This is a genomic window from uncultured Enterovirga sp. (genome assembly GCF_964242715.1).
Taxonomy (GTDB): domain Bacteria; phylum Pseudomonadota; class Alphaproteobacteria; order Rhizobiales; family Beijerinckiaceae; genus Enterovirga.
In genome coordinates, this window is sequence record NZ_CAXTAZ010000026.1 from 34,148 (window position 1) to 47,908 (window position 13,761).

At 69.3% G+C, this 13,761-nt stretch carries 13 protein-coding genes; 3 read left to right on the forward strand and 10 right to left on the reverse strand.

Features of this window, described 5'->3' with window-relative positions; genetic code table 11:
- Positions 1-2 precede the first annotated feature (2 nt).
- The 10 genes from ACFE87_RS14045 to ACFE87_RS14090 form a co-directional block, all read right to left on the reverse strand.
- On the reverse strand, positions 3-1,331 hold the full coding sequence (locus ACFE87_RS14045; RefSeq protein WP_375460267.1) for an FMN-binding glutamate synthase family protein: 1,329 nt from the start codon (positions 1,329-1,331) through the stop codon (positions 3-5).
- A gap of 65 nt (positions 1,332-1,396) precedes the next feature.
- Positions 1,397-2,086 carry a protein GlxC gene (locus ACFE87_RS14050; protein ID WP_375460268.1) on the reverse strand — a complete coding sequence of 230 codons (690 nt, stop codon included), beginning with the start codon at positions 2,084-2,086 and terminating at the stop codon, positions 1,397-1,399.
- Between the two features lie 2 nt (positions 2,087-2,088).
- Positions 2,089-2,985 carry a glutamine amidotransferase family protein gene (locus ACFE87_RS14055; protein ID WP_375460269.1) on the reverse strand — a complete coding sequence of 299 codons (897 nt, stop codon included), beginning with the start codon at positions 2,983-2,985 and terminating at the stop codon, positions 2,089-2,091.
- A gap of 79 nt (positions 2,986-3,064) precedes the next feature.
- A complete protein-coding gene (locus ACFE87_RS14060; protein WP_375460270.1) occupies positions 3,065-4,570 on the reverse strand; it encodes an amidohydrolase family protein in 1,506 nt (501 codons plus the stop codon).
- Entirely contained in the window at positions 4,567-5,163 is a 597-nt protein-coding gene (locus tag ACFE87_RS14065) for a GAF domain-containing protein (protein ID WP_375460271.1), read from the reverse strand. Before ACFE87_RS14065 ends, ACFE87_RS14060 begins: the two co-directional genes overlap by 4 nt.
- A complete protein-coding gene (locus ACFE87_RS14070; protein ID WP_375460272.1) occupies positions 5,160-6,200 on the reverse strand; it encodes an ABC transporter ATP-binding protein in 1,041 nt (346 codons plus the stop codon). The genes ACFE87_RS14065 and ACFE87_RS14070 overlap by 4 nt, the downstream gene beginning before the upstream one ends.
- Positions 6,197-7,195 carry an ABC transporter ATP-binding protein gene (locus ACFE87_RS14075; RefSeq protein ID WP_375460273.1) on the reverse strand — a complete coding sequence of 333 codons (999 nt, stop codon included), beginning with the start codon at positions 7,193-7,195 and terminating at the stop codon, positions 6,197-6,199. The genes ACFE87_RS14070 and ACFE87_RS14075 overlap by 4 nt, the downstream gene beginning before the upstream one ends.
- Entirely contained in the window at positions 7,192-8,130 is a 939-nt protein-coding gene (locus ACFE87_RS14080) for an ABC transporter permease (protein ID WP_375460274.1), read from the reverse strand. Before ACFE87_RS14080 ends, ACFE87_RS14075 begins: the two co-directional genes overlap by 4 nt.
- Positions 8,127-9,101: an ABC transporter permease gene (locus ACFE87_RS14085; protein ID WP_375460275.1), complete on the reverse strand. Its 975-nt coding sequence runs from the start codon at positions 9,099-9,101 to the stop codon at positions 8,127-8,129. Before ACFE87_RS14085 ends, ACFE87_RS14080 begins: the two co-directional genes overlap by 4 nt.
- A 36-nt stretch (positions 9,102-9,137) precedes the next feature.
- Positions 9,138-10,709 carry an ABC transporter substrate-binding protein gene (locus tag ACFE87_RS14090; RefSeq protein WP_375460276.1) on the reverse strand — a complete coding sequence of 524 codons (1,572 nt, stop codon included), beginning with the start codon at positions 10,707-10,709 and terminating at the stop codon, positions 9,138-9,140.
- A gap of 152 nt (positions 10,710-10,861) precedes the next feature.
- Between ACFE87_RS14090 and ACFE87_RS14095 the strand changes: the two genes are divergently transcribed.
- The 3 genes from ACFE87_RS14095 to ACFE87_RS14105 all read left to right on the forward strand — a co-directional run bounded on the left by ACFE87_RS14095 (position 10,862) and on the right by ACFE87_RS14105 (position 13,761).
- Positions 10,862-11,551: a GntR family transcriptional regulator gene (locus tag ACFE87_RS14095; protein WP_375460277.1), complete on the forward strand. Its 690-nt coding sequence runs from the start codon at positions 10,862-10,864 to the stop codon at positions 11,549-11,551.
- Positions 11,552-11,687: 136 nt separating this feature from the next.
- Entirely contained in the window at positions 11,688-12,866 is a 1,179-nt protein-coding gene (locus ACFE87_RS14100) for an ABC transporter substrate-binding protein (RefSeq protein ID WP_375460278.1), read from the forward strand.
- Positions 12,867-12,888: 22 nt separating this feature from the next.
- Entirely contained in the window at positions 12,889-13,761 is an 873-nt protein-coding gene (locus ACFE87_RS14105) for a branched-chain amino acid ABC transporter permease (RefSeq protein ID WP_375460279.1), read from the forward strand.

Consider the following 13,761-nt stretch of genomic DNA (forward strand, 5'->3'; position numbering starts at 1 on the left):
CGTCAGACCGGACCCTGGCCGGGGATCCAGCTCGTGCCGGCGAGCGGCACCCGCGCCATCGCGGCCGCCTCGACCGTGAGCGCGCAGAGGTCCTCGGGCTCGAGATTGTGGACGTGGTTCTTGCCGCAGGCGCGCGCGATGGTCTGCACCTCGAGCGCCATCACCTTCAGGTAGTTGGCGAGCCGCCGTCCCGCGAGCACGGGGTCGAGCCGCGCCATCAATTCGGGATCCTGGGTCGTGATCCCGGCCGGGTCGCGGCCCTCGTGCCAGTCGTCATAGGCGCCGGCCGTGGTGCCGAGCGCCCGGTATTCCGCCTCGTAGGCCGGATCGTTGTCGCCGAGCGCCACGAGCGCTGCGGTGCCGATCGAGACCGCGTCGGCGCCGAGCGCGAGCGCCTTCGCGACGTCCGCGCCGTTCCGGATGCCGCCCGACACGATCAGCTGGACCTTCCGGTGCAGGCCGAGATCCTGCAGGGCCTGCACGGCCGGTCGGATGCAGGCGAGGGTCGGCATCCCGACATTCTCGATGAACACCTCCTGGGTCGCGGCGGTGCCGCCCTGCATGCCGTCGACGACGACGACGTCGGCGCCCGCCTTCACGGCCAGGGCGACGTCGTAATAGGGACGGGCGCCGCCGATCTTCACGTAGATCGGCTTCTCCCAATCGGTGATCTCGCGCAGTTCCAGGATCTTGATCTCGAGATCGTCCGGCCCGGTCCAGTCCGGATGGCGGCAGGCGGAACGCTGATCGATCCCTTTCGGCAGGGTCCGCATGGCGGCCACGCGATCGGTGATCTTCTGGCCGAGCAGCATCCCGCCGCCGCCCGGCTTCGCGCCCTGCCCGACCACGATCTCGATCGCATCCGCCTTGCGGAGATCGTCCGGATTCATGCCGTAGCGCGACGGCAGATACTGGTAGACGAGGGTCTGGGACTGGCCGCGCTCCTCGGCCGACATGCCCCCGTCCCCGGTGGTGGTCGAGGTGCCGGCAGCGGTCGCGCCCCGGCCGATCGCGTCCTTGGCGTTGGCGGACAGGGAGCCGAAGCTCATCCCCGCGATCGTGATCGGGATCTTGAGCGTGATCGGCGTCTTCGCATGGCGGGCGCCGAGCACGACATCGGTACCGCAGCGCTCGCGGTAGCCTTCGAGCGGATAGCGCGAGATCGAGGCGCCGAGGAAGAGGAGGTCGTCGAAATGCGGCAGCCGCCGCTTCGCGCCGCCGCCGCGGATATCGTAGATGCCGGTCGTCGCGGCGCGGCGGATCTCCGAGAGGGTGTAATCGTCGAACGTTGCGGACTTGCGCGGCAGGGTCGGCGAGGTCTGGTAGGACATGATCCCTCAATCGGAAGGGGCGCGAGCGAAGCGGCGGGGTCTCAGGCGCGATCGGAGCAGGAGTCTCAGCCGTAGCTGTCGGCGTGGTCGACGCTGAAATGGTAGAGCTTGCGGGCCGAGCCGTAGCGCCGGAACTCCTCCGCCTTCACGTCGGCGATGCCGGCGCGACCCAGGAGATCCTGCACGATGGCGAGGTGTTCGGGCCGCATCTCCTTCTCGATGCAATCGGCGCCGAGGCTGCTGACCTCGCCCCGCACGAACAGCCGCGCCTCGTAGATCGAGTCGCCGAGCGCGTCGCCGGCATCGCCGCAGACCACGAGATTGCCGGCCTGGGCCATGAAGGCCGACATGTGCCCGACATTGCCCCGCACGACGATGTCGACGCCCTTCATCGAGATGCCGCAGCGCGAGGAGGCGTTGCCCTCGACGACCAGCAGCCCACCCTTCGCGGTCGCGCCGGCATATTGGCTGGCGTCGCCTTTGACCCGAATCTCGCCCGACATCATGTTCTCGGCGACGCCCGGCCCCGCGGACCCGTGGACGACGATCGCGGCGTCCTTGTTCATGCCGCCGCAATAATAGCCGACGCTGCCCCGCACCTCGACCGTGACAGGCGCGTCGATGCCCACCGCCACGGCGTGGGCGCCGCGGGGATTGAGGACCTCCCAGCTCGTCTCGTTGCTGCCCGCCCGCAAGCCGTGCAGGGCCTGATTCAGCTCGCGCACCGATGTCGCGGCGAGGTCGACCACCGGCATCCTCAGCGCTCCCAGAAATAGACGGTCGCCGGTTCGGGCTCCCAGACCCGCGCCGTCTCGATGCCCGGAAGGCCTGCGATCGCCCGGTATTCCGATCCGAACGCGACGTAGCGGTCGCTCTCGGCCAGGATGGCGGGCTTGCAGGCGACGGGGTCGCGCAGCACCCCGAACCCGGTCCTGGTCCCGACCACGAAGGTGTAGAAGCCGTCGAGATCGTCGAGGCTGGTCCTGAGCGCCGCCCCGAGATCCAGCCCCTGGTTCATGCGCCACGTCAGGTAGGCGGCCGCCACCTCGGTGTCGTTCTCGGTCTCGAACCGCATGCCGTCCCGCGAGAGCTCGCGGCGGACGTTGTTGTGGTTCGAGAGCGAGCCGTTATGCACGAGGCATTGGTCGGGCCCGGTCGAGTAGGGATGCGCGCCCATCGTGGTCACGGCCGATTCCGTCGCCATGCGGGTATGGCCGATCCCGTGCGTGCCCCGCATGCCGGCGAGATCGAAGCGTCGCGCCACTTCGGTCGGGTAGCCGACCTCCTTGTAGATCTCGATCGCCTCGCCGGAGCCCATCTGGCGGAGGTTCGGACGGCTCTCCCGCAGGTGAGTCCGCAACCGCTCCAGGCTGTCGCTCGGAAGCGTCAGAACGGCATGAGTCGCCCGGATCTCGACCTCGACCGTCACGCCGAGTTCGCGGCCGAGATCTTCGCCGAGCCCGGCGAAGTCCCGGTCCGGCTCCGGAGATTGCACCGTGAGCTTGCTCCGGCCCTCCTCCGGCGTGCCGTAGAGCGCGAAGCCGGCGCTGTCGGGCCCCCGCTCGCACATCGATTCCAGCATGCCGGACAGGAGCGATCCGAGCTGGGGATCCAGCGTCCGATCCTTGATGAACAATCCTACGATGCCGCACATGATTGCCTTGCCTTCGTACCGGCGCTCCCCTCAGCGGCCTGCCGGTCGAGCAAGCCCTGCGCCATGACCAACCGCGAGGTCACCGGTCGAAGCGGGCCGGGTAGGTGTCGGACGCGATCTCGATGCATTGGCAGCGCCGCCAGATGCGGGTGTACGGCTCGACGAGCCGCTCGACATCGGCCTCCGACGCCGTGAGCTCGGGCTCGATCCGGGCATGCGTCTCGGCGATCTCGGCGAGGAGCGCGGATTCGTCCACGCGGGTGAGGCGGCCGTCCCGCATCGTGACCGCGCCATCGACCATGACGAGGTCGATCTCGCTGCGGCCGGCCGCGTAGACGAGCTGCTGGAGCGGATCGTTCAGCGGCGTGAACGGCGTCGTGTCGAGCCGGTAGGCCACGAGGTCGGCCTTGCGGCCCGCCCCGACGGCGCCGAGCTCGCCGGCCCGGCCCAGCGCCCGGGCGCCGCCCATCGTGGCCGCCTCGAAGGCTTCCGTCGCGCCGACCCACGTCGTGTAGTCGCCGCGCAGCTTCTGCAGCAGCGCCGCGAGATAGAGGGCGTTCTGCATGTCGGTGCCCTCGATCGAGCCGCAGCCGTCGGTTCCCATCGAGACGTTGACGCCGCCGTCCAGCAGCGCCCGGATCGGCGCGAGGCCGGAGCCGACCTTGAGGTTCGAGCCCGGATTGTGCTGCACCGAGACGCCGGTCCGGGCCAGGATCTCGATCTCGCGCGGGTTCAGCCAGCAGCCGTGGATGAGAGCGGTCATCGGCTTCAGGAAGCCGATGCGGTCGAGATACTCGACCATGGTCGAGCCGTACCAGAGCTGGCCGGTGACGACCTGCATCCGGGTCTCCTGCACGTGGATCATCACGGGCAGGTCGTATTCGTCGGCCATGGCCCGCACGGCGAGGAGGAACGGCTCCGTGCAGCGCTGCGGCGCGGAGGGCGCCGCGATCGTGGCGACGCGGCTGGTCGACCAGTGGTGGTCGCGGGCGAGGCCGCGCGCGAAGCCGAGCAGCTCGTCCGCCCCGAACATTTTCGTCCGGTCCAACTCCTCGAGCAGCGGCTTCGGGAATTCCTCATCGACGAAGGGCACCGCCCGGAAGAACGGCTTGTCGAACAGCGTGATGCCGACATAGGCCCGGATGCCGAGATCCTCGTAGGCCTGGAAGATCGCCTCGACGTGATCCGGCCGGATGCGCGGGCTGACATTGGTGTCGTCGCAGATCGTGGTCGTGCCGCTGCGGATGGCCTCGATCGCCCCGATCATGGTCCGGAGATAGACGTCGCGGGGCGTGTATTCGATCGGTTTCAGGGGCCGGACATAGTTCATCCAGAGCTCGAGCGGCAGGTTGTCCTTGCGGCCCTTGTAGAAGCCCTCGTGGCTGTGGTGGTGGCCGTTGATCAGGCCCGCGGTGACGAGCCGGCCGCGCATGTCGACGACGTCGCCCGACGGCGTGCTCGCGCCGTGCGGCCGGATCTCTGCGACCCGGTCGCCCCGGATCTCGATGTCGACCGCGCCGTCGCTCGCGCGGGCCTCGGGACCGAGGAGCGCGAGGCAGCCCGAGAGGGTCGTGATCGCGGTCATGGTGCTGTCCAGGGCGGCAGGGAGGCGGCGAGCGAAGCGAGGTAGGCGGGGCCGCCTTTCGCCATCCAGGTCGCGGCCGCGGCCGCCGCGAAGATGACCTGGGTGGCGAGGTCGCGCTCGTCGAAGAAGTAGCGGGCCTGGGCGGCGGTGTTGAACATGCCGATCACCCGGCCTTCCCAGAAGACCGGGACGTAGACCGAGCACCCGACCACGCCGGAGGCGAGGATCTGCCGGAAGATCGGATCGACGTCGGTATTCGGCACCACGGCCGGGATCCCGGTCTGGACCGTGTGGCCGGGCCGGCTGTCGGTGGTCGAGACGCGGGCATGGCTCTGGCTGGGCGGGAAGCCGTTCTGCGCGCACAGGATCATGTGGTCCCCGGACGGCGCGACGAAGAAGCATCCGGAGACGACGAACTGGGTTTCTCCGGGCTTCAGCGCGTCGGGACGGGCGAGACGGGCGGGGTCGCCCAGAACTCGCCGGGTCGCGGCCGTGAAACAGACGACGGCCGTCTCCGGATCGGGCGCGTCCCGGCTCGCCGCCAGCGCCTCGGAGAGCGCGGTCGTGACCCGCGCGTCGTACTCGTCTCTCATGCCGACATCCTCGACTCTTCCTCGTCGCGCGGCGGCAGCCGGCCCTCCTCGACCGCGTGGCAGGCGACGCTCCGACTCCCGCGTCGGGTCGGCGGCGGCGCCTCGCGGCGGCAGCGCTCGGCGACGAGCGGGCAGCGGGGGTGGAAGTGGCAGCCGGATGGCGGACGCAGCGGGCTCGGCACCTCGCCCGCGAGCGGCGCCCGGGTCCTGCCGGGATTCGCCATGTCCGGAACCGTATCGAGGAGCAGCCGCGTATAGGGGTGGAGCGGTTCGTCGAGCACGTCGGCCGCGTCGCCGATCTCGACCAGACGGCCGAGATACATGACGCCGATCCGGTCGGCCATGTTCGCGACGACCGCGAGGTTATGGGAGATCAGGAGATAGCTGAGTCCGAGCCGGCGCTGCAGCGCCCGCATCAGGTTCAGGATCTGCGCCTGGACGGAGACGTCGAGCGCGGAGGTCGGCTCGTCGCAGACGATGAAGTCGGGCTCGCCGGCCAGCGCCCGGGCGATGGCGATCCGCTGCCGCTGCCCGCCGGAGAACTGGTGCGGGAACTTGTCCCGGTCCTGTCCGGACAGGCCGACCGCGTCCAGCAATTCGCCGACCCGTGTCGCGATCGCGGCCCGCGTCGGCAGGAGCCGGTGCGTCCGGATCGGCTCCGCTACGATCCGGCCGACGCGCCAGCGTGGATCGAGGCTCGATTGCGGGTCCTGGAAGATCATCTGGAGGTGGCGCCGGTAGGGAAGCGCCGCGTGGCGCGTCCGGAACCCGGCGATGTCGACGCCCTTGAACGACACCGCGCCCTCGCTCGGCCGCAGCAGGCCGGCGACGAGCTTCGCGAGCGTGGTCTTGCCGCAGCCGGATTCGCCCACGATCGCGAGCGTCGTGCCGCGGGAAATCTCGAAGCTGACCCGGTCCAGCGCATGCACCTCGCGCCGGCCCTCGCCGGTGAGAAGCCTGACGGGCCAGGGCCGCGAGACGTCGAAGCGGCGCGAAAGGTCGTTCACGGCGAGGACGGTGCTGCCGGCGACGCTCACGAGGCCACCCTCAGGGGGCGCGCGGAGTGGTGCCGGTCGACTAGCCAGCAGGCAGCCAGGGAGGAATCCGCCGTCATCAGGGGCGGGATCTCGGAGGTACACAGCGGCATCCGGTCGGGACAGCGGGGCGCGAAAGCGCAGCCCGGCGGGAGGGCGCCGGGCCTCGGCATCGCACCCTCGATCTGCGGGAGGTCGAGGCCGCGTCGCCGCCGCAGCGACGGGATCGAGGCCATCAAGCCCCGCGAGTAGGGGTGGCTCGGACGGTCGAGGATGTCACGGGCCGGCCCGATCTCGACGAGGCGGCCCGCATAGAGGACGGCGATCCGGTCGGCCGCTTCGGCGATCACGCCCATGTCGTGGGTGATCAGCATCACGGCGGTGCCGCGCTCACGGCCCATTCGCTTCAGCACATCGATGACCTGGGCCTGGACCGAGACGTCGAGCGCGGTCGTGGGTTCGTCCGCGATGACGAGGTCCGGGTCGCAGGAGAAGGCGAGCGCGAGGACGACGCGCTGGCGCAAGCCGCCCGAGAGTTCGTGCGGGTAGGAGTCCAGGCGCTCGCGCGGAGCCGGGACGCCGACCTCGGCCAGCAGCGCCTCGGCGCGGGTCCGGGCCTCCGCCGCCGAGAGGTCGAGATGCGTCCGGATGGTCTGGACGAGTTGCCGGCCGACGGTGAGGAGCGGGTTCAGGCTCGTCATCGGATCCTGTAACACGGCCCCGATCCGACGCCCCCTGAGTGGCCGCATCGCCTCTTCGCCGAGCGCCTCGATCCGCTGTCCTGAGAGCGTGATCCGACCGCCCGCGAGCCGGGCCGGAGGATCGAGGAGGCCGAGCACGGCCGTGCCGGTCAGCGACTTCCCGGCCCCGGATTCGCCGACGACGCCCAGGATCTCGCCGCGGCCGATCGAGAAGGACACGCCGTCGATCGCGGTCAGCGCGCCGCGTCGCGTCGCGATCTCGACCCGCAGGTCCTCGATGACGAGGAGGTCGGTCACAGGATGCCGAGCCGCGGGTTCAGCGTGTCCCGCAGCCAGTCGCCGAGGAGGTTCACGGCAAGCGACAGGACGACGAGGAGCAGGCCCGGCAGAACCGAGATCCACCAGTCGCCGGAGAACAGGTATTCGTTGCCGATCCGGACGAGCGAGCCGAGCGAGGGCTGGGTCGGCGGCACGCCGACGCCGAGGAAGGACAGGGTCGCCTCGGTCAGGATGGCGAGGGCGAGGTTGATCGTCGCGATGACGAGGACCGGGCCGGCGACGTTCGGTAGGATGTGGCCGCCGAGGATGCGGGGCGTCGAGACGCCGGTCACGGTCGCGGCCTGGACGTAGTCCTTGCCGCGCTCGATCAGGACGACGCCCCGGACGGTGCGGGCATATTGCACCCAATAGGAGGCCGCGATGGCCACGATGAGGATCGGGACCGCCGTCACGTCGTGCCACTCGCGGTCCATCACGGTCCGGGCGATGCCGTCGACCAGGAGCGCGATCAGGATGGCCGGAAAGGACAGCTGGATGTCGGCGAGCCGCATCACGAGGCTGTCCACGAACCCGCCGAGATAGCCCGCGACGAGGCCGAGCGTGATGCCGACGACGGCCGCGAGCGCGACGCTGCCGAGGCCGACGAAGAGCGAAGTCCGCAGCCCGAAGATCATCGCCGAGATCATGTCGCGGCCCTGCGGGTCGGTGCCGAGCCAGTAGCGCTCGCCCACCAGGCCCGAGCCGCCGGGCGACAAGCGAGCGTCGACGACGTTGGCGATCGAGGGATCGGTGACGTCGAAGGGCGCGATCCATCGCGCGCCAAGCGCCGCGACGAGGAGCAGCAAGGTCACGAGGGCGGAGACCTGCGCGACCGGCGAGCGACGGAAGGCGTAGACGAGGTCCGAATCCCGCCAGCCCAGGGCCGTGGGCGGCGCGCTCGCCACGAGGCTCATCGAGCCGCCGCCGCGCCGGCCCGCACCCGCGGGTCGAGCCAGGCGTAGAGAAGGTCGACCGCGAGGTTGATGATCGCGAAGCAGAGCGCGACGAGCACGAGATAGGCGGCCAGCAGCGGAACGTCCGCGAACTGGATCGCCTGGATGACGAGAAGCCCCAGCCCCGGCCACTGGAACACGGTCTCGACCACCACGGAAAAGGCGAAGACGTTGCCGAATTGGAGGCCGATGATCGTGATCACCGGCACGAGCGTGTTCCGGAGCGCATGGTCGAAGACGACCGTGCGCCGGGACAAGCCGCGAGCACGGGCGAATCGGACATAGTCGCTCCGCATCACCTCCAGCATCTCGGCCCGGACGAGACGCATGACGAGCGCCATCTGGAAGAGGCCGAGCGTCAGGCTGGGCAGGATCAGCGCCTTGATCCCGCTCACGCTGAGGAGGCCCGTCGACCAGCGGCCGATCTGCACGACCTCGCCGCGGCCGAAGGCCGGCAGCCAGCCGAGCCAGACCGAGAAGACGAGGACGAGCAGGATGCCGATCAGGAAGGACGGCAAAGCGACGCCGACGAGCGAGGCTGCCAGCAGGGCCGAGGCGAGCGGGCGGCCGCGGTTCAGCGCCGTCCAGGCCCCGAGCCCGATCCCGAGAACGACGCTGATCGCCATCGCGCAAAGGCTGAGCTCGAGCGTCGCCGGAAGCCGCTCGGCGAGCAGCGTCCAGACCGGCAGGCCGAACCGGTAGGAGCGGCCGAGATCGCCCTGCAGGGCGTCGCCGACGAAGCGCGCGAATTGCAGAGGCACCGCGTCGTTCAGGCCCAGAGCGGCCCGCATCGTCTCACGTTCTGCGAGCGTTGCCGATTGCCCGACCATGTTGTTCACGGGGTCGCCGACGAAGCGCAGCATGACGAAGCTGACGAAAGCCGCGACCAGGAGCACGACGACGGTCTGCCCCAAACGGCCCAGCAGGAACATGGACCCGCCCTCCGACGCCCGACCCGAACGCCCCGGCTACGGCGCCGTCCTGACCCATTTCAGCTCGAGGCTGTCGTCCGACCGCAGGACGACGGAGACGCCCTTGCGGACGCCCCAGGCGAGCCCCGCCTGGTGCAGCGGGATGTGGCCGATATCCGCCCTGTGGATCGTGAAGGCCTCGCTGATCAGCGCCTGGCGCTTGGCCGGGTCGATCTCGGTCTCGACCTTGCCGGTCAGTTCGTCCACCTTCGGGTTCGAGTAGTTCCCGACATTGTAGGTGCCGACCTTGCCTTCGGGCGTGTTCATCACGTCCTGCAGCGTCGAATGGGAATCGTAGCTGAGCGGCTGCCAGCCGAGCATCGCCATCGAGGTGTTGCGGGACAGGACCTTCTCGAAGAACTTCGCCCGGGTCTGGGCGGTCAGCTTCACCTTGATGCCGACCCGTCCCAGCATGCCGACGATGGCGAGGCAGATCTTCTCGTCGTTGACGTAGCGGTCGTTCGAGCAATCCATCCCGACCTCGAAGCCGGACGGATAGCCGGCTTCGGCCAGGAGCGCCCTCGATGCTTCCACGTCGAGGGGGAGGCGCTCGTCGAGCGTCTTGTCGTAGCCGTTGATGCCGGGGGCGACCATCTCGCCGGCGTTGCGGGACGTGCCGCCCATGATGCGGTCGCGGATCGCGACCATGTCGATCGCCTGGTAGATCGCCTTCCGGACCCGGACGTCCCGGAAGGGGTTCTTGCCCTTCACGTTCGACTCGACCAGCTCGTCCCGCTTCTGGTCCATGTTGATGAACATGGTCCGGAGTTCCGCGCCCTGCAGCACCTCGACCTTGCCGGAGCCCTTGATCCGGTCGAGATCCTGCTGCGGGATCGGGTAGATCATGTCGACCTCGCCCGAGAGGAGCGCCGCCACCCGCGTCGCGTCCGACTGGATCGGCGTGAACACGACCTCGGTGAGGTTGTGCTCCGGCTTCGCCCAATGGCCCGCGAAGGGCTTCAGGACGATCTTCACGCCGGGCTGGCGCGTCTCGATCCTGAACGAGCCGGTGCCGTTCTCGTTATTCGTCGCGAAATTCTCGACCTTCGCCTTGATGCTCGACGGCTTCTCGGCGCCGTTCTTCTCGGCCCAGCTCTTCGACATGATGTAGGTCGAGGTGATCTGGACCGGCAGGATCGGGTTCGGCTTCTCCATCACGAGCTCGACGGTCAGGTCGTCGACCTTCCGGATCTCCGTCACCGAACCGATGGTGTAGGCCATGTCGGACCCGTCCATCTTGGCGCGCTTCAGCGAGAACACGACGTCGTCCGCCGTGAAGGGTTCGCCGCCGTGGAAGGTCACGCCCGGCCGGAGCGTGAAGCGCCAGACCTCCGGCGAGGGCTGTTCCCATTTCGTCGCGAGCGCCGGAACCAGCTCCAGGTTCTTTCCGCGCCCGACCAGCGGCTCGTAGACCTGCCCGAGCCAGGACAGGGTGAAGGTCTCGGCCAGCGCGTAGGGATCGAGATTCGCCGGGTCGACCCGATAGGCATAGCGGAACGTCGCGGCCTCGGCCCCGGCGCTCATCAATGCAAGGGCGAGAAGGGCGCCTGTGAATGGGCGACGTGCCATGGGTCAGAACTCCGGTGAGGCCCATTCCGCAGCAACCGGCATGCCACGATCATTCGGGAGCATGATCGCTGCCGCGACCCCTCCCCCGATCGGTCCGGCCCGGGTTATGCAGCGTCGCACTCGCGCCCGCAGGAGGGCGATCCGGAGGCCCGATGGGAGAGCGAACGCGTGCGGAGGTCATCCATCTCGCCCTCCGCAAGGCGATCATCGAGCAGAGTCTGGGGCCCGGCGCGAAGCTGCCGGAGGACGTGATCGGCGAGACGTTCGGGGTCAGCCGGACGGTCGCGCGGCGCGCGCTCGAGATGCTGGCCGCCGAGGAACTGGCCGAGTTCCGGCCGAACCGCGGTGCCTCGGTGGTGAAGCCGACGATCGAGGAGGGACGCGACCTGTTCGCGGTCCGGATCGATCTCGAGCGCGTCGTCGTGCGGCGCGTGACCGGGCGGCTCGAGCCGAGCCAGATCGCGGCCCTGACCCGGATGGTCGATCACGAGCATCACGCCCTCCATCACGACCGGCCGGAATACATTCGCCTCGCGGCCGAGTTCCACGTCGTGCTCGGGGAGATGACCGGCAGCCCCGTCCTGTCGCGGTTCCTGACCCAGCTCGTCTGGCGGAGCGCGCTGGTCCTGCGCCTCTATGGCCGGCCGCGCTGGGACAGTTGCAACTGCCAGGAACACGTGGCGCTGATCGACGCGCTTGCCGGGCCGGATGTCGCGCTGGCCGAGCGGCTGATGGCGGAGCATCTCGACTCGGTGCTGGTGCGCGCTCTCGACGGCCGCAAGGTGGCGCAGGATGCCACGCTCCCGGACGTGCTGAGCCGCTACGTCCGCGACGACGCCTGACTGCCCGGATTGTATCCAATCCTTTGTGCAGATCGTACGCAATTTAGGCAACGGCTCGCTTCGCGTTCGCGACACCGATCGTCCCCGCTTGGCACATGGATTGCCGGATGGAGGGCAGCCGCCAGGAGCCTTCTCCATGTATTGCCCCCGCCCGTCCCGCATGAGCCGCCGCGCGCTCGCAGCCTCGCTCGCGCTTCCGCTGCTCCTCTCCCCGGCCCTCGCGCAGGAGACGATCAAGGTCGGGCTCGTGGCCGCCCTGTCGGGCCAGTCGGCGAAATCCGGCGAGGCGATCACGCGCGGCCTGCAGGTCGCGATCGACGAGATCAACGCGGCCGGCGGCGTCCTCGGCAAGAAGCTTGAACTCGTCCGCCGCGACGACGAGTCGAACCCGGCCAAGGGTCTCGTCGCCGCCCGCGAGCTCGTGCAGCGCGAGAAGGTCGCGGTGTTCTTCGGCGGCATCGACACGCCGGTCTCGATGGCGATCGTGCCCTTCGCCAATTCCGCCAAGGCGCCCTTCATGGGCGTCTGGGCGGCCGGCACGCCGATCACCCGCAACGGCGCGGCCGAGAATTACGTCTTCCGGGTCTCCGCCGTCGACGAACTCGTCGACGAGGCCATGGTGGCCCAGGCGGTGAAGAAAGGCGCCAAGAAGCCCGGCCTCATGCTGATCAACAATCCCTGGGGCGAGTCGAACGAGGCCGGCCTAAAGAAGGCGCTCGGGGCCGGCAGCATCGCGATGGCGGGCGTGGAGAAGTTCGGCAACGACGACCTCGACATGGTGCCGCAGCTGACCCGGCTGAAGGAGGCCGGCGCCGACGCGATCTTCCTCGTCGGCAACGTGCAGCCGGCAGCCCAGATCATGAAGTCGCTCGACAAGATGGGCTGGACCGTCCCGGTCGTGTCGCATTGGGGTCCGGCCGGCGGCCGCTTCACCGAGCTCGGCGGACCGCGGGCCGAGACGGTCGACATGGTCCAGACCTATTCCTTCTCCGGCAAGCTCTCGCCGAAGGGCGAGACGGTGCTGGCGGCGCTGAAAGCCAAGTATCCCGAGATCAAGACCCTCGCCGACGTGACGCCGGCCGTCGGCATCGCCAATGCCTATGACGCGATGCACCTCTCGGCCCTCGCGATCGCGAAGGCGGGCTCGACGGACGGCACCGCGATCCGGAAGGCCTTCTACGAGATCGGCCCCTATCAGGGGCTGATCAAGAGCTACGCGAAGCCCTTCTCGGCCACGAACCACGACGCGCTCTCGAAAGACGACTACATCTTTACCCGCTTCAAGGGCATCGAGATCGTGCCGCTGACGGATTGAGGCAGGCGCCGGGATCGGGCCTATGCTCATCGTCTCGTCCCTCGTCTCGGGGCTCGGCCTCGGGGCGATGTATGGGTTGATCGCGCTCGGCTACCACGTCACCTTCGCGGTCTCCCGGACCGTGAACTTCGCCCAGGGCAGCGCCATGATGCTGGGCGCGGTGCTGGGCTATGTTTTCGTCGTGCGCTGGGGCTGGCCGGCCTGGATCGGCGCGCCGGCCGCGCTCGCGATCTGCGGCCTGTTCGGGCTCCTGGTCGAGCGAATCCTCGTGCGGCCCTTCACGTCCCGGGGCTCGGAGTCGTGGCTGATGGCGACGGTCGCGGGCGGGCTCGTGCTCGAGAACGCCGCCATGTTCCTGTTCGGCAAGGAGCCCCGGAGCTTCCCGTCGCCGCTCGCGGTCAAGCCGGTCGAGATCTTCGGCGCGGGAATCTACCCGCTCCAGCTCGTCATCCCGGTCGTCGGAATCGGCATCGCCGTGCTGCTCCATCTCCTCACGCGACGGACGGCCTACGGACGCGCGCTCCTCGCCGTCGTCCAGAACCCAATGGCCGCGCAGCTGATGTGGATCAACGTCCGGCAGGCGATCGCGCTCTCCTTCGCGGCCTCGACGGTGCTCGCCGGGATCGCCGGCCTCCTCATCGCGCCGCTCTTCTCGGTCACGGCCGAGATGGGCACGCTCTTCGGCATCAAGGCCTTCGCGGTCGCGATCGTGGGAGGCATCGGCTCGGCGCCGGGAGTCGTCGTCGCGGGCCTCGCCTACGGAATCGTCGAGGCCCTGGCGACGGCGCTGATCGGCTCGGCCTCGACCCAGATCGTCGTCTTCGCCACCGTGATCCTGTCGCTCGCGCTCCGGCCCAACGGGCTCTTCGGCGCGGCCACCCTGCGCAAGGTCTGA